Origin of the sequence: Pseudomonas sp. ACM7 (assembly GCF_004136015.1) — a bacterium.
Taxonomy (GTDB): Bacteria; Pseudomonadota; Gammaproteobacteria; order Pseudomonadales; family Pseudomonadaceae; genus Aquipseudomonas; species Aquipseudomonas frigoris.
This window is the reverse complement of sequence record NZ_CP024866.1, coordinates 3,901,435-3,924,246: the sequence shown is the minus strand read 5'-3', so window position 1 is coordinate 3,924,246 and position 22,812 is coordinate 3,901,435. Positions and strand designations below refer to the sequence as shown.

Annotated in this window: 19 protein-coding genes and 1 pseudogene; 16 read left to right on the top strand and 4 right to left on the bottom strand. The window is 59.6% G+C overall.

The genetic code is table 11. The features are described 5' to 3' along the window. Nucleotides 1-22 precede the first annotated feature (22 nt). The 4 genes from rhlB to CUN63_RS18535 all read left to right on the top strand — a co-directional run bounded on the left by rhlB (nt 23) and on the right by CUN63_RS18535 (nt 4,608). On the top strand, nt 23-1,510 hold the full coding sequence (gene rhlB / locus CUN63_RS18550) for an ATP-dependent RNA helicase RhlB (RefSeq protein WP_129441413.1): 1,488 nt from the start codon (nt 23-25) through the stop codon (nt 1,508-1,510). A 126-nt stretch (nt 1,511-1,636) separates the two neighbouring features. Continuing rightward, nucleotides 1,637-2,584, top strand: coding sequence for an ornithine cyclodeaminase family protein (locus CUN63_RS18545; RefSeq protein WP_178082666.1), 948 nt, complete (start codon nt 1,637-1,639; stop codon nt 2,582-2,584). A gap of 147 nt (nt 2,585-2,731) precedes the next feature. Next, entirely contained in the window at nt 2,732-3,859 is a 1,128-nt protein-coding gene (locus CUN63_RS18540) for an FAD-binding oxidoreductase (RefSeq protein WP_129441409.1), read from the top strand. A gap of 92 nt (nt 3,860-3,951) precedes the next feature. Continuing rightward, nucleotides 3,952-4,608 carry a transcriptional regulator gene (locus CUN63_RS18535; RefSeq protein ID WP_129441407.1) on the top strand — a complete coding sequence of 219 codons (657 nt, stop codon included), beginning with the start codon at nt 3,952-3,954 and terminating at the stop codon, nt 4,606-4,608. 52 nt (nt 4,609-4,660) lie between these two features. On the opposite strand, the gene hmpA is transcribed toward CUN63_RS18535, so the two are convergent. Next, on the bottom strand, nt 4,661-5,842 hold the full coding sequence (hmpA, locus tag CUN63_RS18530) for an NO-inducible flavohemoprotein (RefSeq protein WP_129441405.1): 1,182 nt from the start codon (nt 5,840-5,842) through the stop codon (nt 4,661-4,663). A gap of 156 nt (nt 5,843-5,998) precedes the next feature. On the opposite strand from hmpA, the gene norR reads away from it, so the two are divergent. The 5 genes from norR to CUN63_RS18505 all read left to right on the top strand — a co-directional run bounded on the left by norR (nt 5,999) and on the right by CUN63_RS18505 (nt 10,527). Further along, nucleotides 5,999-7,549, top strand: coding sequence for a nitric oxide reductase transcriptional regulator NorR (gene norR / locus CUN63_RS18525; protein WP_129441403.1), 1,551 nt, complete (start codon nt 5,999-6,001; stop codon nt 7,547-7,549). A 272-nt stretch (nt 7,550-7,821) separates the two neighbouring features. Beyond that, nucleotides 7,822-8,724: a chemotaxis protein CheV gene (locus CUN63_RS18520; RefSeq protein ID WP_008147551.1), complete on the top strand. Its 903-nt coding sequence runs from the start codon at nt 7,822-7,824 to the stop codon at nt 8,722-8,724. Nucleotides 8,725-8,751: 27 nt separating this feature from the next. Next, nucleotides 8,752-9,210 (top strand): N-acetyltransferase, encoded by a 459-nt coding sequence (locus CUN63_RS18515; protein ID WP_129441401.1) that lies wholly within the window; start codon nt 8,752-8,754, stop codon nt 9,208-9,210. A 157-nt stretch (nt 9,211-9,367) separates the two neighbouring features. Beyond that, nucleotides 9,368-9,694 (top strand): hypothetical protein, encoded by a 327-nt coding sequence (locus tag CUN63_RS18510; RefSeq protein ID WP_129441399.1) that lies wholly within the window; start codon nt 9,368-9,370, stop codon nt 9,692-9,694. Nucleotides 9,695-9,777: 83 nt separating this feature from the next. After that, nucleotides 9,778-10,527 (top strand): YkgJ family cysteine cluster protein, encoded by a 750-nt coding sequence (locus CUN63_RS18505; protein WP_129441397.1) that lies wholly within the window; start codon nt 9,778-9,780, stop codon nt 10,525-10,527. Between the two features lie 60 nt (nt 10,528-10,587). On the opposite strand, the gene CUN63_RS18500 is transcribed toward CUN63_RS18505, so the two are convergent. Both CUN63_RS18500 and CUN63_RS18495 read right to left on the bottom strand, forming a co-directional pair. After that, nucleotides 10,588-11,727 (bottom strand): transporter substrate-binding domain-containing protein, encoded by a 1,140-nt coding sequence (locus tag CUN63_RS18500; protein ID WP_129441395.1) that lies wholly within the window; start codon nt 11,725-11,727, stop codon nt 10,588-10,590. Between the two features lie 142 nt (nt 11,728-11,869). Next, the gene (locus CUN63_RS18495; protein ID WP_007943495.1) at nt 11,870-12,127 is read right to left on the bottom strand and encodes a hypothetical protein; all 258 of its coding nucleotides are present in this window, start codon (nt 12,125-12,127) and stop codon (nt 11,870-11,872) included. Nucleotides 12,128-12,439: 312 nt separating this feature from the next. Here CUN63_RS18495 and CUN63_RS18490 point away from each other — a divergent pair, with 312 nt between their 5' ends. From CUN63_RS18490 to CUN63_RS18460, 7 genes are all read left to right on the top strand, one after another. Next, nucleotides 12,440-13,600, top strand: coding sequence for an efflux RND transporter periplasmic adaptor subunit (locus CUN63_RS18490; protein WP_129441393.1), 1,161 nt, complete (start codon nt 12,440-12,442; stop codon nt 13,598-13,600). Beyond that, on the top strand, nt 13,597-16,698 hold the full coding sequence (locus CUN63_RS18485) for a multidrug efflux RND transporter permease subunit (RefSeq protein ID WP_129441391.1): 3,102 nt from the start codon (nt 13,597-13,599) through the stop codon (nt 16,696-16,698). Before CUN63_RS18490 ends, CUN63_RS18485 begins: the two co-directional genes overlap by 4 nt. Nucleotides 16,699-16,707: 9 nt before the next feature. Beyond that, nucleotides 16,708-17,385: a heavy metal response regulator transcription factor gene (locus tag CUN63_RS18480; RefSeq protein WP_007916978.1), complete on the top strand. Its 678-nt coding sequence runs from the start codon at nt 16,708-16,710 to the stop codon at nt 17,383-17,385. Further along, nucleotides 17,375-18,739: a heavy metal sensor histidine kinase gene (locus tag CUN63_RS18475; protein ID WP_129441389.1), complete on the top strand. Its 1,365-nt coding sequence runs from the start codon at nt 17,375-17,377 to the stop codon at nt 18,737-18,739. Before CUN63_RS18480 ends, CUN63_RS18475 begins: the two co-directional genes overlap by 11 nt. 292 nt (nt 18,740-19,031) lie before the next feature. Then, on the top strand, nt 19,032-19,256 hold the full coding sequence (locus CUN63_RS18470; RefSeq protein ID WP_129441387.1) for a hypothetical protein: 225 nt from the start codon (nt 19,032-19,034) through the stop codon (nt 19,254-19,256). A 194-nt stretch (nt 19,257-19,450) separates the two neighbouring features. Further along, nucleotides 19,451-20,770: an OprD family porin gene (locus tag CUN63_RS18465; RefSeq protein ID WP_129441385.1), complete on the top strand. Its 1,320-nt coding sequence runs from the start codon at nt 19,451-19,453 to the stop codon at nt 20,768-20,770. Nucleotides 20,771-20,917: 147 nt separating this feature from the next. Next, nucleotides 20,918-22,414, top strand: coding sequence for a sensor domain-containing diguanylate cyclase (locus CUN63_RS18460; protein WP_129441383.1), 1,497 nt, complete (start codon nt 20,918-20,920; stop codon nt 22,412-22,414). 174 nt (nt 22,415-22,588) lie between these two features. Here CUN63_RS18460 and CUN63_RS32250 read toward each other — a convergent pair. Continuing rightward, nucleotides 22,589-22,812 (bottom strand): annotated as a pseudogene (locus CUN63_RS32250) (group II intron reverse transcriptase/maturase); the annotation flags it as partial.

Genomic DNA, 22,812 nt, shown 5'->3' with positions numbered 1-22,812 from the left:
TATTCCTTAACCAATTGATGAGATGACCGTGCTCAAAGCACTCAAGAAAATGTTCGGTAAAAGCGAGACTGAGCAGCTCGCGCCAGTCTCCAGCGCTCCGTCTCACCATCCCAGCCACCGCACCGACGGTAATCAGTCTGGCCGGACCGCAACCGTAGCGGTACCGAAGCACGAGCCAATGACCACACCGGCCGTCCAACCCGTTGAGGCTCAGGCCTCTGAAGAACCGAGCAGCGAAGCTGCAAAACCTGCCCGACCGCGTCGCGAACCGAAGCCAAAAGCACCGGTTATCCCCTGGAAACTCGAAGACTTCGCCGTCGAACCCCAGGAAGGCAAAACCCGTTTCCACGATTTCAAACTCGCCCCCGAACTGATGCACGCCATCCAGGACCTGGGCTTCCCGTATTGCACGCCGATCCAGGCACAAGTCCTCGGCTTCACCCTGGCCGGCAAAGATGCCATTGGCCGCGCCCAGACCGGCACCGGCAAAACCGCAGCGTTCCTGATTTCGATCATCACTCAGCTGCTGGAAACCCCGCCGCCGAAAGAGCGTTACATGGGCGAGCCACGGGCGCTGATCATTGCACCGACCCGTGAACTGGTGGTGCAGATCGCCAAGGACGCAGCCGACCTGACCAAATACACCGGCCTCAACGTCATGACGTTTGTCGGCGGCATGGACTTCGACAAGCAGCTCAAAAACCTCGAAGCCCGTCATTGCGACATCCTCGTGGCCACGCCGGGTCGTCTGCTGGACTTCAACCAGCGCGGCGACGTGCACCTGGACATGGTCGAAGTCATGGTCCTGGACGAAGCCGACCGAATGCTCGACATGGGTTTCATCCCACAAGTGCGTCAGATCATTCGCCAGACCCCGCCGAAAAACGAGCGTCAGACGCTGCTGTTCTCCGCGACCTTCACCGAAGACGTGATGAACCTGGCCAAGCAATGGACCACCGACCCGTCGATCGTCGAGATCGAGTCGCAGAACGTGGCCAGCGAAAACGTCGAGCAACACATCTACGCCGTCGCCGGTGCCGACAAATACAAACTGCTCTACAACCTGGTCAACGACAACGGTTGGGAACGGGTGATGGTGTTCGCCAACCGCAAGGATGAAGTGCGGCGCATCGAAGAACGCCTGGTGCGTGATGGCGTCAACGCCGCGCAACTGTCCGGCGACGTGCCGCAGCACAAGCGCATCAAGACCCTGGAAGGTTTCCGCGAAGGCAAGATCCGCGTACTGGTCGCCACCGATGTGGCCGGTCGCGGCATTCACATCGACGGCATCAGCCACGTGATCAACTTCACCCTGCCGGAAGTCCCGGACGATTACGTGCACCGTATCGGCCGCACCGGTCGTGCCGGCGCCGATGGCGTGTCCATCAGTTTTGCCGGTGAAGACGACTCCTACCAGCTACCGTCCATCGAGGCGCTGCTGGGTCGCAAGATCAGCTGTGAAACGCCACCGACGCATCTGCTGCGGGCGGTTGAGCGCAAGCGCCCGTAACGCGGGTCGCACTAAAAGAGGCGCAGCCGGAAACGGACTGCGCTTTTTTTTCGTCCGGACATTGATCAAGACAACTAAAAGTCCATAATGGACAAATTAGTTTACTTCCAGCTCCCGGAGCCGACCATGACCAGTACGCCTTACGTGATCACCCAAGCCCAGGCCAGCGAGTTGCTGGTGCAGGTCGACGTGCCGCAGATCCTGCGCAAACTGTTCCGCGACTTGGCCGCCGGGCAAGCTGTGCAACCGGCGCAGCAACTGGTGGAGTTCCCGCGGGGCGCTGGCGATTTCATCAACTACTTGGGCGTATTGGCCGAAGACGGCGTGTACGGGGTCAAGACCTCGCCGTACATCGTTCGAGAACAAGGCCCGCTGGTAACCGCCTGGACGCTGCTGATGTCGATGCAGACCGGCCAGCCGTTGCTGCTCTGCGATGCCGGTGAACTGACCACGGCACGCACCGCCGCAACAACCGCAGTGGCGGTCGACGCCCTCGCCCCGCTGAAGGCCCGACGCCTGGCGATCATCGGCAGCGGCAAGGTCGCCCGGGCGCACTTGCACTACGTCAAAGGCCTGCGCGACTGGCAGAGCATCAGCCTCTACTCGCCGAGCCTGAGCGACAAGAATCCCGAAGTATTGGCACAGCTCCAAAGTCTCGATCCACGCCTGACCATCGTCGACAGTCGTGAAGCAGCGGTTCAAGACGCCGACGTGATCATGCTCTGCACCTCATCCGCAGCCCCGGTGATCGACCCGTCAAGCTTGAGCAAACCGGCACTGATCACCTCCATCAGCACCAACGCACCGCGTGCCCACGAAGTGCCGCCGCAGAGCCTCAATGACATGCAAGTGTTCTGCGACTATCGTCTGACCACCCCGGGCTCGGCCGGCGAGATGCTGATTGCCGGTGAACAGCATGGTTGGGATAAGGGCGCGATCATCGGCGACCTGCCTGACCTGCTCAGCGAAAAAGTCCAGCGCCCTGGCTACGACCGTCATGTGTTCTTCCGCTCCATTGGCCTGGGCCTGGAAGACATCGCACTGGCCAATGCCCTTTACCGCTTGCAGCCCTGACACCACGAACCCTGTGGGAGCGGGCTTGCTCGCGAATGCGGTCTGACATTCACCGACGACGTCGACTGACACACCGCTTTCGCGAGCAAGCCCGCTCCCACAAGGGTCATCCACACATTCGGCATTTACGCCCCACAGGAGACGTTCATGAGCCAGGCAGATTTCATCATCATCGGCGGCGGGATTGCCGGCGCTTCCACCGGTTTCTGGTTGTCGCAGCACGCCCGAGTGATCGTGCTCGAACGCGAATCCCATCCGGCTTACCACTCCACCGGACGTTCGGCCGCATTGTTCACCGCCGCTTACGGCACACCGCAGGTTCGGGCGTTGACCCAAGCCAGCCGCGACTTCTTCGACGCGCCGCCGGCCGGTTTCTGCGAACACCCGCTGCTGACCCCGCGTGGCGAGATGACCGTGGACTTCACCGGCGACCCGGACGAGCTGAACAATCAATACCTGAGCGCCAAAGCCACGGTGCCGGAGATGCAGCGACTCAGCGCCGACGAGGCCTGCGTGCGCCTGCCGATCCTGCGCCGGGAAAAAGTCCATGGTGCGATTTACGACCCGACCGCCAGCGACATCGACACCGATGCCTTGCATCAGGGCTACCTGCGCGGTATCCGACGCAACAAGGGCGAAGTTCATACCGACAGCGAAGTCCTGAGCCTGACCCGTGACGCCGAAGGTGTGTGGCACGTGCAAACCAACGGTCAAACCTTCCGCGCCCCGATCATCATCAACGCGGCAGGCGCCTGGGCCGACAAAATCGGCGAGCTGGCCGGTGCCAGACCATTGGGCCTGCAACCCAAGCGCCGCGCGGCGTTCATCTTCGCCGGTCCCGAGGGCGTGGACATCCACCATTGGCCAATGCTGGTCAGCCTCGATGAATCCTTCTACATGAAGCCCGACGCCGGAATGTTCCTCGGCTCGCCAGCCAACGCCGACCCGGTGGAACCGCACGACGTGCAGCCCGAAGAGTTGGACATTGCGATGGGCATCTACCAGATCGAAGAAGCCACCACCCTGACCATCCGCCGTCCGACCCGCACCTGGGCCGGCTTGCGCAGTTTTGTGAGCGACGGTGATTTGCTGTCCGGTTTTGATCCGCAGGTGCCGGGGTTATTCTGGGTAGCGGCACAAGGCGGTTATGGCATCCAGACCTCGCCGGCCATGGGCCAGGCCAGCGCCGCACTGGTGCGCGGTGAAGCCTTGCCCGAGCAACTGACTCGCTTCGGTCTGAACACCCAAATGCTCTCCCCTTCGCGGCTGGGCTGACCTTTGGACGCAGGTGACGTGTCGACACGATTGCGGCAAACTTCCAGCGCCCTTTTTTGACGGGGCGCTGATGCTGTCTGGAGCTCCACTTTATGAACGCCCAAGAACAAGAACCGGCCGGTGATGACTCTGCATTGAAGAGCTCACCGCTGGATAACTTCCGCGCGATCGCCGATGCCATCGCCACGTTGTTCTTTCCTCACGCCGAGGTGGTGCTGCACGACCTGCGTACCCAGAAGGTCGACTACATCGCCAACAACCTGTCCAAACGGGAAATCGGTGACGACTCGGCGCTGGAGGACATGCTCAGCGACGATATCAGCGAACGAAACATCGGGCCGTACGAAAAGCTCAACTGGGATGGCCAGAAGATTCGCAGCCTGAGCAGCGTGCTGCGCGACAGCGAAGGTCATCCGCTGGCGGTGCTGTGCATTAATTTGAATATTTCGTTGTTCGAAAATGCCAAAGCCGCGCTGGACCTGTTCCTGTCGCCGAGCAAGTTGATTCCGCAACCGGACTCGCTGTTTCGCGATGACTGGCAGGAGCGCATCAACACCTTCCTCCACGCCTGGCTGCGCGAACGTCAGCTGAGCCTGAACCTGCTGACCCGTGACCATAAACGCGAACTGGTGCTGGCACTGCACGCCGAGGGCGCCTTCAAAGGCAAAAGCGCCTCCAACTATGTGGCGAACGTGCTGAACATGGGGCGGGCAACGGTGTACAAACATTTGAAAGAACTGAAGGGCTGAAACCTGTGGCGAGGGAGCTTGCTCCCTCGCCACAGAGTACCCGGCGTTAGCGTTACTCCAGCGCCGAAGCCGGCCCGAAGAATTCGTAACGGCTTTGCTTCTCCGGCACACCCAACGCTTTCAGGTGACGCTTGACCGCCGCCATGAAGCCTTTTGGTCCGAGGAAGTAAGCGTCCAGGTCACGCTGCTGCGGCAACCACTCGCCCAGTTGCTCCTGGCTCAACAGGCCAACCTGGTGCGCCGCCGGGCTCACGCCATCATCTTCGTCGTAGCAATAGAAGCGTTTGAGCTGCGGATGACGCTCGGCCAAGCCATCGATCCAGTCGCGGAAAGCATGAACGCTACCGTTACGCGCGCAGTGGATAAAGTGCACCGGCCGTTCGGTCGCCAGCGCCGCTTCGAGCATCGCCAGCGTCGGAGTGATGCCGACGCCGCCGCTGATCAGCACTAACGGTTTGTCGCTGTCGGTCAGGGTGAATTCACCCGATGGCGGGAACAGCTGGATGCTGGAGCCCACATGCAATTGATCGTGAAGATGGTTGGAGGCGCGGCCACCGGTTTCACGTTTGACGCTGATCCGGTATTGACCCTTGTTGGCCAGGGCCGACAGCGAATAGTTACGACGAATCTCTTCGCCATCGAGGATCAGTTTCATGCCGATGTACTGGCCGGGTTCTGCCGCCAGAATCGGGCCTTTGTCCGCCGGTTCGAAGTAGAACGAGATGATTTCCGCGCTTTCCTCGACCTTGGCCACCACGATGAATTCCCGCGCCCCGCGCCAGCCGCCCGGTGCCTGTTCCTTCTGGTCGTAGATGCTGGTTTCGGCACCGATCAGGATGTCGGCCAATTGACCGTAAGCAGCCCCCCAGGCGGCCATCACTTCAGGTGTGGCGATCTCATCGCCCAGCACTTCGGAGATGGCTCGCAGCAGGCAGGCGCCGACAATCGGGTAATGTTCCGGGAGGATTTGCAGGGCCACGTGCTTGTTGATGATCTTGGCCACCAGGTCGCCCAACTGGTCGAGTTGGTCGATGTGCCGCGCATACATCAAGACACCGTTTGCCAGGGCGCGCGGCTGATCACCGCTGGCCTGGTGGGCCTGGTTGAATAGCGGGCGGACTTCCGGGTACTCGGACAGCATCATGCGGTAGAAATGAGTGATCAATGCTTCGCCACCGCTTTCCAGCAAGGGCACGGTGGATTTGACGATTGCACGGTCTTGAACGCTAAGCATAAGGCGACTCCTGATCTACTTGGATTGCTAACTGACTGCCTTGTACTTATCAGTTTCCGTGCCACAAAATAAAACCTTATAAATCAATTAGTTAAATTCTTTATAGTCATATCGACAAAGACTGACTTATAGTCATACCGACTACATGGAGTCACTATGACTGCAAAAGCCTTGCTAACCACCCTGCTGCCACTGGTCTCCGACCTGTCCCGCGAACTCCCCGAAGGCGAGCGTTATCGGCGCTTGCTCGAAGCCATGCGCGCCTTGCTCCCGTGCGACGCTGCTGCCCTGCTGCGCCTTGATGGCGAATGGCTGGTGCCACTGGCCGTCGACGGGTTGAGCACCGACACCCTCGGTCGACGCTTCAAAGTCAGCGAACACCCGCGTTTCGAAGCGCTGCTCAGCAGTCCCGGCCCGACTCGTTTCGCCGCCGACAGCGACTTACCCGACCCTTACGACGGACTGGTCGATGGCCTCGACGATCATCTGGAAGTCCACGACTGCATGGGTTGCCCGCTGTTTATCGACGAGCGTCCATGGGGTTTGCTGACCCTCGACGCACTCGATCCGGAGCGCTTCGATTCGATCGAGCTGGACGCCCTGGAAGCCTTCGCCAGCCTCGCCGCCGCCACCGTCAACGCCGCCGAGCGCATCGAACGCCTGGCCAATCGTGTCGAAGACGAACATCAGCGTGCCGAGGTTTACCGACAAGCCAGCGGCCAGCAGAACCGCGAGATGATTGGCCAGAGCAAGGCCCACAAACGGCTGGTGGAAGAAATCAATCTGGTGGGCGGCAGCGATCTTACCGTGCTGATCACCGGCGAAACCGGGGTCGGCAAGGAACTGGTCGCCCAAGCCATCCACGCCGCATCGCCCCGGGCCGACAAGCCGATCATCAGCCTCAACTGTGCCGCGCTGCCGGACACGCTGGTGGAGAGCGAATTGTTCGGCCATGTTCGCGGCGCCTTCACCGGTGCCATGAACGATCGGCGCGGCAAGTTTGAACTGGCCAATGGCGGCACGCTGTTTCTCGATGAAGTCGGTGAGCTGTCCCTGACCGTCCAGGCCAAATTGTTGCGAGTCCTGCAAAGCGGTCAATTGCAGCGGTTGGGTTCGGATAAAGAACATCAGGTGGACGTACGTCTGATCGCCGCGACCAATCGCGACCTGGCCGAGGAAGTGCGCAGCGGCCACTACCGTGCCGACTTCTATCACCGCCTGAGCGTTTATCCGTTGCTGGTGCCAGCACTGCGTGATCGTGGGCGGGATGTGTTGCTGCTCAGCGGCTATTTTCTGGAGCAAAACCGTTCTCGCATGGGCCTCAACAGCCTGCGCCTGAACAGCGATGCGCAGGCTGCATTGCTGGCGTATGCATGGCCGGGCAATGTGCGGGAGCTGGAGCACTTGATTGGCCGCAGTGCCTTGAAGGCGTTGGGTAATTGCAAGGAGCGACCGAAGATTCTCAGCTTGAGCGCGGCGGATCTGGATTTGCCCAATGGCAGCGTTGAGCTTGCAACCGAGCCAGTCCCTGTCAGCCCTGCTGCTTTGGTCTCGGGAGACTTGCGGGCGGCGACCGAGGATTATCAGCGTCGACTGATCAACGCCTGTCTGGAACGGCACCATAACAATTGGGCAAGTGCGGCGCGTGAGCTAGGCTTGGATCGGGCGAATCTTGGGCGGATGGCCAAACGCCTGGGAATGAAATAACGCGATCCCTTGTAGCAGTTGCCGAAGGCTGCGTCCGAGGACGAAGTCCTCGCCAAACCATTCACCGCGCTATATCTGGTGCACCGAGGGATCGGGATTTACGACTGCTTCGCAGCCGGACGCAGCCTTCGGCAGCTGCTACACAGGATCGCGTTGGTCGGCAATACCGGGGAATAACCCTAAAGCCTGCCCGCAACAAGTCGATAACCCGGCATCGATAGCTGTTGGCGATCCTCGCGGTCGCCCATCACCTTTTTCCACAGAAGGTTTTTATGTCTTCAAACAAAGCCCGCGCAGATTCACTTTCGCTTCTGCTGTTTACCTTGCGCAGCGGCAAGCTGATGGCGATCAACCTGCTGAAAGTCAGTGAAATCATTCCCTGCCCGCCGCTGACCAAGCTGCCGGAGTCGCATCCCCACGTCAAAGGCATCGCCACCCTGCGCGGTGCCTCGCTGTCGGTGATCGACCTCAGCCGTGCCATCGGTGAACGGCCGCTGGAAGACCCGAACGGTGGTTGCCTGATCGTCACCGATGTCAGCCGCTCCAAGCAGGGTTTGCACGTTCAGGCGGTGAGCAAGATCGTCCACTGCCTGACCACCGACATTCGTCCGCCGCCCTTTGGCTCTGGCGGCGTGCGTTCGTACATCACCGGCGTGACCTCGGTCGACGGCACGTTGGTACAGGTGCTGGACATCGAAAAAGTGATTCATGGCATCGCCCCGGCACAAATCGAAACGGCCCCGACCGAACTGAGCATGGAAGACGCCGAAGTACTCGGCAACGCGCGGATTCTGGTGGTCGATGACAGCCAGGTGGCGTTGCAGCAATCAGTGCACACGCTGCGCAACCTCGGCCTGCAATGCCACACCGCCCGCAGTGCCAAGGAAGCCATCGACTGCCTGCTGGACCTGCAAGGCACGGCCCAGCAGATCAACCTGATCGTCTCGGACATCGAAATGTCGGAGATGGACGGCTACGCATTTACTCGAACCCTGCGCGAAACCCCGGACTTTTCGCACCTCTATGTGCTGCTCCACACCTCTTTGGACAGTGCGATGAACAGTGAAAAGGCCCGTCTTGCCGGCGCGAACGCGGTGCTGACCAAGTTCTCCTCGCCAGAACTGACCAAGTGCCTGATCGAAGCGGCCAAGGCTGTCGCTGAACAAGGTCATTGAAGCTTGAGCAAGGACTTCTGCTTTCTGATGCGGCGCAACCTCGCTGAAGTTGTGCCTGCGATCACTTGGCCTCAGGGAATTGTCCTCAGCGAATACAGCCCCGAACTGGCAGAAGCCGTTCATCATTTGATGGAACTGGGTTATCAGCAAGGTGGCGGTCGCGTGCCGGCACTGGATGTCTGGCAACAGCGTTTTGAAACCGATCCTGAATATGATCCGAGTCTGTGCTTTATCGCTCTGGATGCCGAAGGTATCGTCGGCGTGTGCCAGTGCTGGACCAGCGCCTATATCAAGAACCTGGTGGTGCATCCACGGGCTCAGGGGCAAGGATTAGGACGCGCGTTGCTGCTACATGCTTTCAAGACGTTTCAGCAACGACGCGAAGGTTTTGTGGATTTGAAGGTGCTGGAAGACAACCTTCGCGCGCAGCGTTTGTATGAAAACGCCGGAATGCGTGTGATCCGCCGGGAACCGGTTCCGGCCTGACATCGCCAAGATCGCAGCCTGCGGCAGCTCCTACAGGAGAACGCATTCCAACCGTAGGAGCTGCCGAAGGCTGCGATCTTTTGGCGATATCGGCCAAACCAAACGTCTTGAGGCATACTCCAACCTCGGCCAACACGAGCCCAAGGATGCCTGTCCCATGAAAGCTGTAACCCTGACCCTCCTCTGCCTCACCGCCCTCGCCACCCAAGCCCACGCATCCAGCCCCGACGCCTGGGCCGCTTACGACAAAGCCGTGCTCGCCAGTTGCACCAACGCCAGCGGCTTGAAGAATGCCAAACCCGTGGGCAACGCCGCGCAGTTTGATGACCGGGTTGGCTACACCGCACTTCTGCTGCAAGGCCAATACCCGCAAAAACACATGAAAGGCCAGCAAGGCACCGAACTGTGTCTCTACAACAAGAAAAGCAAAACCGCTTACGTCACCGAATGGGACTCCATCCGCCCAACCACCAAGGCACAGTGACTGGCGCATAACTTGCTTTGATAGCGGCCTTTGCGGCGGCATTCTGTCGCCGTTTCATGTCCTTTTATGCGACTGGCCGTTCAATGAATACGACGTTTTCCTGCGTAGGCTGTGGCAAATGCTGCAACGACCACCACGTGCCCCTGACCCTGCCCGAAGCCCGGATGTGGGCGGCCGATGGCGGTCAGGTGATCGTGCTGGTGGAAGGTTTCCTGGGCAATGGCCTGGGCCTGCCAGTGCAGCAACGCGAACACGCCGAACGCCGCTCGGTGAGTGTTCGAAGCGGCGCCTCCGACGCGTACATAGCCATCACCTTTGCTGCCTACAACGTCGGTCCTTGCCGGAATCTTGACGAAGACAACCTCTGCCGCATCTACGAACGCCGGCCGCTGGTGTGCCGCATCTACCCGATGGAAATCAATCCGCACATCCCCCTGAACATTGCCGTGAAGGAATGTCCTCCCGAGTCGTGGGAAAAGGGACCAGATCTGATTGTGGGTGGTGAATTGGTGGATCAGGAACTGGTCGGATTAATCCAGCGCTCCCGCCAGGCGGATCGCGATGACATTCGGACCAAGGATGCGATTTGCGCGCTGTTGGGGATTCGGACTACAGCACTGAAGGGCGATGGCTTTACCGCTTATCTGCCGGACATGACGGCGTTTGCGAGGGTCATCGACCAGGTTGCGGCGCAGCCAGTGGCTGAGTCTGGCGCTGACTGGTTGTTTCATGTGTCGGGCGAGGACATTGCCGGGCAAGTGCAGGCGGCCGGGGCGCACGTGGCGACTGATGCTCCCGAGAATTACGCGTTCATTTCGTTGCGGGCAGCCTAAGACGCAAGACTTCGGAACCACTGCGCAATCCCGTTGCGCAGTGGCCCGTCGTCAAAAAAATTAGCTGGCCGTCACCGCCAGACATTCCACTTCTACCCGCGCGTTCTCGACCAACTTGCCGGCAAACGTCGTACGTGCGGGCAAACGATCCGCCGGAAAGAAGCTGCGATACACAGCACTCATGGCGGAAAAATCCCTCATGTCGGCAAGGATGACCGTGCATTTGGCTACATGAGCCAGGGACGAACCGTTGCGTTGCAGCGCGGTACGCAAGTTCTCCATGGCCTGCGTCGTCTCCGGGCCTATGCCGCCCTTCACCAGTTCACCATCAGCCCCGAGGCCGATCACCCCGGAAAAGTAAAGGGTCTCGCCGACCTGCACCGCATCGGAGAATGGCAGACCTTCCTCATTCGGAAAGTAGCGTGGAGAGTCTGGTGCTGCGGGTGGCAAATAACGCTGGGTAATCGCCTGGTACTGGCCATTTTGCTTAAGACGCTCAAGCGCCGCATTCAGGTTATCGCGCAGCAGGGTGTCGGTTTTTCGCACAGCCATGGCCACGCCACTGCCCAGCATGGGGTCCTTGAGCGCCGGACCGACAAAATCGAAACCTTGCCCCTGAGGCTGACTTAAAAGCGCCTGGGTGATTTCAATCGAGTCTTGCAGGGTCGCGTCGAGCTCACCCGCCAGCAGGCTGGCGACCAATTGGTTGTTGAAATCGAAACTGCGCACCGTCACTCCGGCCGGGGCCCAACGGGACTTGGCGAAAGCTTCGCGGCTGGTGCCTGTCAGGACGCCAATACGCTTACCCTTGAGCGATTGCACATCCGGTTGAAGATTCGCCCCTTTGCGCGCCACCAGACGGCTGCTCAGGGGGTAAAGATTATCGGTGAAATCGACCCGCTCTCGACGCGCCGATGTTGCCGTCATCGGCATGATCACTTCGAAAAGGTTGGATTCGAGGGCGTGAATGTTGGTCGCGTAATCCTGATCAACCCAGACACAGCGGGATTTGAGCTCGGCACACAGTGCATTGCCCAACTCGATATTCAATCCGACCAGCTCACCCTTGTCGTTACGACTCTCGAACGGTGGAACCAGGGCTTCGACACCGAAACGGATCTGCGGATCGGGCACAAACGACATGCAGCCGGTGGTTAGGGCCACTAGCGAAAGGAGATAGAGGGTTTTTACAAGAGACATTTTGGCGGCCTTCATCAAAAATTCAGGGGTATGAATCTTTGACGAGTGGCCGCCGACCTTCCCAGAGGACGAATCGCTCATCCTTGTGGGAAATGTCTCAATGACAGGAAGGACAATTACCGCTCAACAAAATACCTGACAGTCAGCGTTTACCCATGGAGCGACGAGTGCCGGGAGGCGCCGCCCCCGGCGTCTTGGTATGGCCATTCTTGGCACCATTCTTGTACCAAGGCTGGCTGGCGTTCTTGGCAGCGGCCAGGTCGCCCGGTTTGAACGGGAACTTGAACGCCGGGATCGCGGCCTTGGTTTCGCTGTCTGCGCTGGAGTCGACGCTGTCTGGCAGGTCTGCCTGGTCGTCGCTCAAAGCGTCGGCAACCGGCGGTTGTGTCGGGGAAGTCATGAAAGCTCCGGGTGATGCCATAGAGTCGGGCCCGGTCAGCGAGCCGCGAAAGGCGGCAGTATACCTGTGTCGGGAGCTGCAAGCTTCAAGCCGCAAGCGAGTCCGTCGGGTTTTATGTCTTGGTCGGCTACCTGGCGCCAAGATCAAAAGATCGCAGCCTCCGGCAACTACGGGGGGATAGGCGTCGATCCGCAGAGGTCCAAACTGACAGCGCCGTCAGTTAGCAGTCACCTTCCTGACGGGCGAACAGGTTTATAAAGGAAGGTATAAACCTGACAAAACCCCGACCACTTAGCCCGGCGCCTCACTCGCATGCGAATTCAGAAAAAAACCGCCTTGATCGCAGGTCTGCTGATTGCCTTGGCAGCGCTGGGCACGTGGTACCTCACCAAACCCGCCACGGCAAAACTGGCCGCTCCGACCGCCATTCCCGTACGGGTCGTCAGCGTCACCGAAAAAGACGTCCCCCGCTACGTCAGCGGCATCGGCTCGGTGCTGTCGCTGCACAGCGTGGTAGTGCGTCCGCAAATCGACGGCATCCTCACCAAAATCCTGGTCAATGAAGGCCAACTGGTGAACAAAGGCGCCCTGCTCGCCACCATCGACGACCGCTCGATCCGCGCCAGCCTCGATCAGGCCCGGGCGCAACTCGGTGAAAGCCAGGCGCAGCTGCAAGTCGCATTGGTCAACCTCAAGCGCTACAAGCTACTGAGCGTGGACGACGGCGTTTCCAAGCAGACCTACGACCAGCAACAAGCCCTGGTCAACCAACTCAAAGCCACCGCCCAAGGTAACCAGGCCTCGATCGACGCCGCTCAGGTGCAGCTTTCCTACACACAGATTCGATCTCCGGTCACCGGTCGCGTCGGTATTCGCACGGTAGACGAAGGCAACTTCCTGCGCATGACCGACGCTCAAGGCCTGTTCACGGTGACCCAGATCGACCCGATCGCCGTGGAGTTCTCCCTGCCACAGCAAATGCTGCCGACCCTGCAGGGTCTGATCAACGATCCGGAACATGCTCAGGTGAAGGCCTACATCGGCGCCGACACCGACGGCGAAACCGGCAATCTACTGGGCGAAGGCCACCTGACCCTGATCGACAACCAGATCAACGCCAACACCGGGACCATTCGCGCCAAAGCTGAATTCAACAACCCCGGGCAGAAACTCTGGCCGGGCCTGCTGGTGACGGTAAAGATTCAGACGGCTCTGGATAAAGATGCGCTGGTGGTGCCACCCACTGTCGTACAACGCGGTCTCGATCAACATTTCGTGTACCGGGTCAATGGCGACAAGGTCGAAACCGTCACCGTACAAATGGTCTATCAAGGCAGCGGTCAGGACATCATCAAAGGCGTTAAACCGGGCGACGTGCTGGTCAGCGACGGCCAGTCGCGGCTCAAGCCCGGTTCGACGGTGCACGTAGTGACTGACCCGCCGCAAGTGGTTCAATCGGAGCCGAAACCATGAAGGGCCATGGCTCGGTCTCTGCCTGGTGCATCGACCATCCGGTTGCGACGATTCTTCTGACCTTTGCGCTGGTGCTGCTCGGGGTCATCGCTTTCCCGCGCCTGCCCATCGCGCCGTTGCCGGAAGCCGAATTCCCCACCATCCAGGTCGCCGCGCAATTGCCCGGTGCCAGCCCGGAGACCATGGCGTCGTCGGTGGCCACGCCGCTTGAAGTGCAATTCAGCGCCATCCCGGGCGTGACCCAAATGACCTCGAGCAGCGCACTGGGCTCGACCAACCTGACCCTGCAATTCACCCTCGACAAAAGCATCGACACCGCCGCTCAGGAAGTTCAGGCCGCGATCAACACCGCCGCCGGCAAACTGCCCAAAGACATGCCGACCTTGCCGACCTGGAGGAAGGTCAACCCGGCCGACAGCCCGGTACTGATCCTCAGCGTCAACTCGACCCAGATGCCCGGCACCGAACTCAGCGACTTGGTGGAAACCTTGCTCGCCCGTCAGATCAGTCAGATCGACGGTGTGGGCCAAATCAACATCACCGGTCAGCAACGTCCGGCGATCCGCGTTCAAGCCTCGGCGGACAAACTCGCGGCCATCGGCCTGACCCTGGCGGACATTCGTCTGGCGATCCAGCAAACCAGCCTCAACCTGGCCAAAGGTGCTTTGTACGGCGAGTCGAGCATCTCGACGCTGTCGACCAACGACCAGTTGTTCCATCCTGAGGAATACAGCCAACTCATCGTTTCCTACAAGGACGGTGCCCCGGTTCACCTCAAGGATGTGGCCAAAGTCGTCAACGGTTCGGAAGATGCCTACGTGCAAGCCTGGGCCGGTGACAAGCCTGGGGTGAACCTGGTGATTTCCCGGCAACCGGGCGCCAACATCGTCGAAACCGTGGATCGCATCCAGGCCGCCCTGCCCGGCCTCGAAGCCATGCTGCCAGCCTCGGTGCAGGTCAAGGTGCTGGTCGACCGCACCCAGACCATCCGCGCCTCGCTGCACGAGGTGGAAGTCACCCTGCTGATCGCGATCATGCTGGTGGTGGCGGTGATGGCGCTGTTCCTGCGCCAATGGTCGGCGACCCTGATCGTGTCCGCCGTGCTGGGTGTTTCGCTGGTCGCCAGTTTCGCCCTGATGTACATCATGGGTTTCAGCCTGAACAACCTGACGCTGGTGGCGATCGTGGTGGCCGTGGGGTTTGTGGTCGACGATGCGATTGTGGTGGTGGAGAACATTCACCGTCACCTTGAAGCTGGTGACGGCATGCGCGAGGCGGCGATCAAAGGTGCCGGCGAGATCGGTTTCACCGTGGTCTCCATCAGCTTTTCGCTGGTGGCGGCGTTTATTCCGTTGCTGTTCATGGGCGGCGTGGTCGGACGGCTGTTCAAGGAGTTCGCCCTGACCGCCACTTCGACCATCATGATTTCGGTGGTGGTCTCACTGACGTTGGCGCCAACGCTTGCCGCGCTGTTCATGCGCGCCCCGGTGCATCACGCCCACAGCAAACCTACGTTTGGCGAACGCTTGCTGACAGGCTATGAAAAACTTCTGCGCCGCGCCCTTGCCCACCAGAAGCTGATGATCGGGGTGTTCTGCCTGTCTCTGGGCCTGGCGATTGCCGGCTACATCTTTATCCCCAAGGGTTTCTTCCCGGTGCAGGACACCGGTTTTGTCCTCGGCACTACCGAAGCGGCCGCCGATATTTCCTACGGCGACATGGTGAAAAAACACCTGGCGATGGCCGAAATCGTCGCGGCGGATCCGGCGGTCGCGGCGTTTTCCCACTCGGTCGGCGTCTCTGGCAGTAACCAGACCATCGCCAACGGTCGCTTCTGGATATCCCTGAAAAAACGCGGCGACCGCGACGTCTCCGCCAGCCAGTTCATTGACCGGATTCGTCCGCAATTGATGAAAGTCCCGGGCATCGTGCTGTACCTGCGCGCCGGCCAAGACATCAACCTCAGCTCCGGCCCGAGCCGCGCACAGTACCAATACGTGCTCAAGAGCAACGACGGTGCAGTCCTCAGCACCTGGACCCAGCGCCTCACGGAAAAACTGCGCAGTAACCCGGCGTTCCGTGACATTTCCAACGACCTGCAACTGGGCGGCAGCATCACCCACATCAGCATCGACCGCAGCGCCGCGGCACGTTTTGGCCTGACCGCCAGCGATGTCGATGAAGCGCTGTACGACGCCTTCGGCCAGCGGCAGATCAATGAATTCCAGACTCAGATCAACCAGTACAACGTGATTCTGGAACTGGACACCAAGCAGCGCGGCAAGGCCGAAAGCCTCAACTATTTCTACCTGCGCTCGCCCCTGAGCGGGGAAATGGTGCCGCTGTCGGCGCTGGCGAAATTCGATGCGCCGACGGTCGGCCCACTGTCCATCGCCCATGACGGCATGTTCCCGGCTGCCAATTTGTCGTTCAACCTCGCGCCCGGTGTGGCGTTGGGCGATGCGGTGATCATGCTCAATCAGGCCAAAGCCGAAATCGGCATGCCGGCCGCCATGAGCGGCAACTTCCAGGGAGCGGCCCAGGCGTTCCAGAGTTCGCTGGCCAGTCAGCCATGGCTGATCCTGGCGGCGCTGGTGGCGGTGTACATCATTCTCGGCGTGCTGTACGAGAGCTTCGTGCATCCGCTGACCATCATCTCGACGCTGCCGTCGGCGGGACTCGGCGCGGTGATCATGTTGTGGATTTGCGGGCAGGACTTTTCGATCATGGCGCTGATCGGGCTGGTGTTGCTGATCGGGATCGTGAAGAAGAACGGCATCCTGATGATCGACTTCGCCCTCGAAGCGCAACGCAAGGGCGGGCTGCCGCCGGAAGAGGCGATCTACCAGGCCTGTATTACGCGGTTCCGGCCGATCATCATGACCACCCTCGCCGCCCTGCTCGGCGCACTGCCATTGATGCTCGGCTACGGCACCGGCGCCGAACTGCGCCAGCCCTTGGGGATCGCGGTGGTCGGTGGCTTGCTGGTGAGCCAGGCGCTGACGCTGTTCACCACTCCGGTCATATACTTGTGGCTTGAGCGGCTTTTCCATAAGCCCAAACCCGCACCGATGCCGGCGCTGGCAACCACAGACTGAGGCGGGGTCATGCGCGTTCTGATTATCGAAGACGAAGAAAAAACCGCGGATTATCTGCACCGCGGCCTGACGGAACAGGGTTACACCGTGGACCTGGCGCGAGACGGCGTCGAAGGCCTGCACCTGGCGCTGGAAAGCGACTACGCGGTGATCGTCCTCGACGTCATGCTGCCGGGCCTCGACGGCTTCGGCGTACTGCGCGCGTTGCGTGCGCGCAAGCAAACCCCGGTGATCATGCTCACCGCCCGCGAGCGAGTGGAAGACCGGATCAAAGGCCTGCGCGACGGTGCCGACGATTACCTCGGCAAACCATTTTCCTTCCTCGAACTGGTGGCGCGCCTACAAGCGCTGACCCGCCGCAGCGGTGGCCATGAACCGGTGCAGGTGAGCATCGCCGACCTGTGGATAGATTTGATCAGCCGCAAAGCCACCCGCGCCGGCACGCGCCTGGACTTGACCGCCAAGGAGTTCTCATTGCTGAGCGTACTGGCCCGCCGTCAGGGTGAAATTCTGTCGAAAACCGCCATCGCCGAAATGGTCTGGGACATCAATTTCGACAGCGACGCCAACGTTGTCGAAGTCGCGATCAAACGCTTGCGCGCCAAGCTCGACGGGCCGTTCGACGAGAAACTGCTGCACACGATTCGTGGCATGGGTTATGTGCTGGAGAGCCGTGGTGTCCAGTAATTCTATTGCGCTGCGCCTCAGCGGAATGTTCACGCTGGTGGCGCTGCTGGTGTTTCTGTTGATTGGCTGGGCACTTTATCAACAGGTCGATAAAGGCCTGGGTTTGTTGCCCGAGGCTGAGCTGGACGCGCGCTACAGCGTGCTCGAATCCACAGTCGGCCGTTATGGCACGCCTGAGCATTGGGTGAAGATCAACAACAAGCTCAAGCTGCTCGGCGAAGAAGACAAGCGCATCAGCTTCTGGATCATCAGCGGTGATCCGCACTACGAATACGGCAACCTGACACCGCAGATCCGCGCCTTTGCCGAAGGCCCGCTGGGCATGCGCGACTTGAATCTGCCGGATCAGCCTTATCCGCTGAAAGTGCTGGTCAGCCAGTTCCCGGCCAAGGATCAACGCCCACCGTTGCGCTTCATGATCGGCATCGACACCGAGACGTTTCTGCAGACTCAACATCATCTGCTGATTGCCCTGATCAGCCTGGCGATCATCGGCGTGTTGCTGGCGTCGGCCCTCGGTTATTGGGTGGCGCGGATCGGCCTCAAACCGCTGATCAAGTTGTCCCAGGAAGCCCAGCGGCTGGCCCCGCCGCTGTTGTCCGGTCGCCTGCAATTGTCGCCTCTGCCGCCGGAACTGAATCAGTTCGTCAATTCGTTTAACTCGACACTGGAGCGGGTCGAACAGGCTTACTCGCGCCTTGAGTCGTTCAACGCGGACGTCGCCCATGAACTGCGCTCGCCGCTAACCAATCTGATCGGCCAGACCCAGGTTGCGCTGACTCGCGGGCGATCCGCCGAACACTATTTTGAAGTGCTGCAATCGAACCTTGAAGAGCTTGAGCGACTGCGCTCGATCATCAATGACATGCTGTTTCTCGCCAGCGCGGATCAAGGCAGCAAGGCCACCAAACTGACCTCTACGTCGCTGGCCGATGAAGTGGCGACGACGCTGGAGTATCTGGATTTCATCCTTGAGGACGCGCAGGTTCGGGTGCAGGTCAGTGGAGACGCGCAGGTGCGGATCGAGATTGCTCATCTGCGCCGGGCATTGATTAATCTGCTAAGCAACGCGGTGCAACACACCGAACCTGGGCAGGTGATTGAGGTGCGCATCGAGGTTGAGGAGCATCAAGTGAGCATCGGGGTTGCGAACCCTGGGTCACCGATTGCCAGCGAGCATTTGTCGCGGTTGTTTGAGCGTTTTTATCGGGTGGATGCATCGCGCAGCAACAGTGGCAACAACCATGGGTTGGGGTTGGCGATCGTCAAGGCGATTGCACTGATGCACGGCGGGGATGTGTTTGTGCGCAGTGATCATGGGATGAATACGTTTGGGATTCACCTCCCTGTCTGACCCCATACGACACCCGGACTGCCCCCGGTCCTGTAGCAGCGAAGCCTGCGTCCGGCTGCGTAGCAGTCGTAAACCCTACACGCGCGGTCTATCTGACAGACCGCAGCGCTTGATCTCGCGACTGCTTCGCAGCCGGACGCAGGCTTCGCCAGCTGCTACAGGTTCGGGCGCCGGTCTGCCAACTATTGCTTTCAGCGCAACAGTCCTTTCATGAATCCGCTCTTTTTCCCTTCTCCAATCCCCCTTATCTTTGCCGCACCAAACAGCACTTGCCAAGCAAGAAGGTTTAAAGATGTCCAACACTATGGGTATTGCCAGCGCTTTCGTTTTGTCCTCTTTGTTTCTGTCTCCGTTCGCCATCGCTGAAGAGTCGCAGACGTTCGTCGCGCAAAATTCCGCACGCGCTGCTGCATTCGAACAGTATCAGAGCGAAATGACAGCCAAGGCTCAGGAAGCTGCGCAAACCCCTCAAGCGTCGACCACTCAGGCCCAGCCAACGGTTGAGAAAGACAGCTGATTGCCCAGTATCACTTTGTTTCCCTCGACACTTTTCACCGGCTCTTCCCTTTGAAAAGTTGTCTTCAAAGCCGCTGCTATCAGCGGCTTTTTTTCGTTGTGGTTTTAAACAGCTTCAGTTCGTCTTCCCTAACAAGAAACATCCTGAGTCTCAAACATTGAGGCTCTTAGTTGACCCAAGGAGCTTTACCGCTAGTGCGTTTCCCTCTTAGATTCAGCCCGTTATTCATTGCAATCACTGCAACGGTGACGCCTGCTGCTCACGCCGCAGACGACTCAAACGCCGAAGGTTTCGTTGAAGGATCGAGCCTCAACCTCAACGCCCGCAACTACTACATGAACCGCAATCGCCTGCAGCAGACGGACGACAATATTGAATGGGGCCAGGGTTTCCTAGGCCTCTTCGAATCGGGCTACACCCAAGGCACCGTCGGTTTCGGTGTTGATGCCCACGCCATGCTCGGGCTCAAGCTCGACGGCGGTGGCGGTACCGACGGGTCGAGTATCCTGCCGATCAGCGATGGCAACGGCAAAGCGCCAAGTTCGTTCTCGACGGCGGGCGGCACGCTGAAAATGCGTGCCTTCGATACCGAACTGAAGGCCGGTGATTTGTTTATCACCAACCCGGTGATCGCCGGCGGCGAAACCCGCATGCTGCCCCAGACCTTTCGCGGCGTCAGCCTGACCAACCACAGTTTTGACGGCTGGATGATTGAAGGTGGCCAGGCAAGTTTCACCAAGCCTTACAACCAGAGCGGACACACCCGAATCGGCACGTCCTACGGCAGCTTGGCCGACGGTGACGAAAGTAAGCACCTGAATTGGGCCGGCGTGGCCTGGAGCGGCCTGCCGGGGTTGACCAGCAGCCTCTATGCTTCCGAACTCAAGGACATCTGGAACCAGTATTACTACGATCTGGACTACACCTACGCGCTGAATGATCTGGTCAGCCTCAACCCGGGTCTGCACGCCTATCACACGCAAGACACCGGCAATGCGCTGCTGGGCAACATCGACAACAACACCTACAGCCTGCATTTCACCGTTGGTGTGGGCAATCACAGCGTTACCGCGGCCTATCAGCGGGTCAATGGCAACACGCCGTTCGACTACATCAGCCAGGGTGACAGCGTCTACCTCGACAATTCCCAGCAATATTCGGACTTCAACGGCCCGAACGAACGCTCATGGAAACTCAAGTACGCCTACGACTTTGTCGGGCTCGGCCTGCCCGGCGTGACCTCGGCGGTCTCTTACTCCAGGGGCGAGCTGGACCTGACCAAGGTCGATCCGGCCAGCCCCGGTTATGCTTCGTGGTACAGCGCTGATGGCAAAAACGCCAAGCACTGGGAACGCGACATTGATCTCAAGTACGTGGTTCAGGGCGGCAAGGCCAAAAACCTGGCGCTGCGCCTGCAATGGGCGACCAACCGTGGAGGCAACGGCTACGGCGCGCTGGATCAGGACACCGATGAATACCGGGTGATCGTCGACTACCCGCTCAATGTCTTCTAAGCTTCAATAAGTAAAAGGCCAGCACGTTTTGCTGGCCTTTTTTTTATCCGGGATTTATACAGGCGCTCCGAACGCAAACGGTTTCTGGGATTCTGCCCGAGTCTTGCAAAACACTTTCATAACGCCTCATTAGCAGAAGTCAGAACCATGAGTGTGAGCAGTGCAACATCTCACCAGCCGATCCGGTCGACGCGATCGGAGCGGCTTCTGGTTCTCGGCAGTTTGCTGCTGGTGATTGCGATATTGAGCATCGTGGCGTTCCTGCTCATACGCGAACGCGCCAATGCTGAACAGTCTGCCACTCGCGCAGCAACCAACATCGTGCAACTGATCGACGCCGACGTGCTGCGCAATGTCGAACTCTATGACCTGTCCTTGCTCGGCTTGATCGCTGCCTCGCAGCGTGAAGACCTCAAGAACGTCTCCCCGGCTATCCGGCATCTGGCCTTGTTTGACCGTGCCACTGCCGCGCCGTACAAGGGCGACATTTTGTTGCTGGACAACAAGGGCGACGTGATCGCTGACTCGGCCTCGGTAGAGCCTAGAAAGGGCAATTTTGCTGACCGCGAATACTTTCAGTCGCACGTGACCAATCGTGATCCGAGCATGCTCATCAGCCGTCCCTTCCGGTCCAGACAGGCTGAACATGAATGGCGAATCAGCTTCAGTCGCCGGGTCAGCGGCTCACAGGGCGAATTTCTTGGCGTGGCCGAAGCCGCCATGCGCTTGAGTTATTTCGATCAGCTGTTCAACAGCTTGAGCATCGGTCGTGACAGCTCGGTCAACCTGATCAGCTCGGACGGGATTCTTCTGGCTCAGGAACCCCGCTTGGCTGAAGAGCTGATTGGCAAGGACTTCAGCAACCGTCCCAACTTTCAGCGCATCGTCAAAGAAGGCAACGGCAGCTTCACCGGTGTTTCAAGCCGCTACAAGGACAAACACCTGTACACGTTCTCCAAGGTGGGCAACTTGCCGTTGATCGTCATCGTTGCACTGTCCAGTGATGAAGTGTTTGCCTCGTGGAAGCGTACGACGGTAGTGGTTAGCGTTGCGACTATTGCGCTGTGCATCAGCTTGCTCTGGCTGACTTGGCTGCTCAGCCGAGAACTGCGCCTGCGCCACAACGCCGAACAGGAACTGGCGCAACTGGCGGCCACCGATGCCTTGACCGGCCTGGCCAACCGCCGAACGCTGGATCAGGTCCTGCGTCATGAGTGGTTCCGCGCTCAACGTTCCGGCCAGCCGTTATCGCTGCTGATGATTGATGCCGACCACTTCAAGGCCTTCAACGACCGTCATGGGCATCAGGCTGGCGATGATGCGTTGCGCTCGGTGGCCAAGTTGATCTCTGACAATGTGAGACGACCAGCCGATCTGGTCGCCCGTTACGGCGGCGAGGAGTTTTCGGTGATTCTCGCGGAAACCGACAGCCAGGGTGCGCAACAGATTGCCGAACACATCCGAGCGACAGTGGAGCAATTGCCGCTGGTGGCAGGTGCCGAGTCGCCGATTACTGTCAGTATCGGTATCAGTACCTGGACCACCTCCGCCGAGATCAGTCTGGAACAGCTATTGTTTGCAGCGGACAAGGCGCTGTATCAGGCCAAGGAAAGCGGGCGTAATCGGGTGGTTTGCGCGGATTAGAAGCCAGAATCAAAAAATCGCAGCCTTCGGCAGCTCCTACATTTTGGAACGCGTTTCTCTGTAGGAGCTGCCGAAGGCTGCGATCTTTTGATCCTGGATCCAGATCGAGTAGGAGGCGGCTTTACAGCCGCCGTCCTCTCACACCACCGTACGTACGGATCCGTATACGGCGGTTCAAGCTATGCGGCTAAGCCGGTTTATCGTATCCAGTACCGAAACTAACCCAAGCTGACCCCATAGTTTCTTCGGCAGCGCCTGATTCATATGAGATGCGCCTGAGCTCCACCATGGGCCTCGGCCATTGAAGGCTGATTTGCAGGCGCGAGCTTCGCTAAGCCCCAGGCGCATCAAGTTACGTGCCCTCGTTGAGGGCCGCTTCCATTGTCGCCAGACGACGC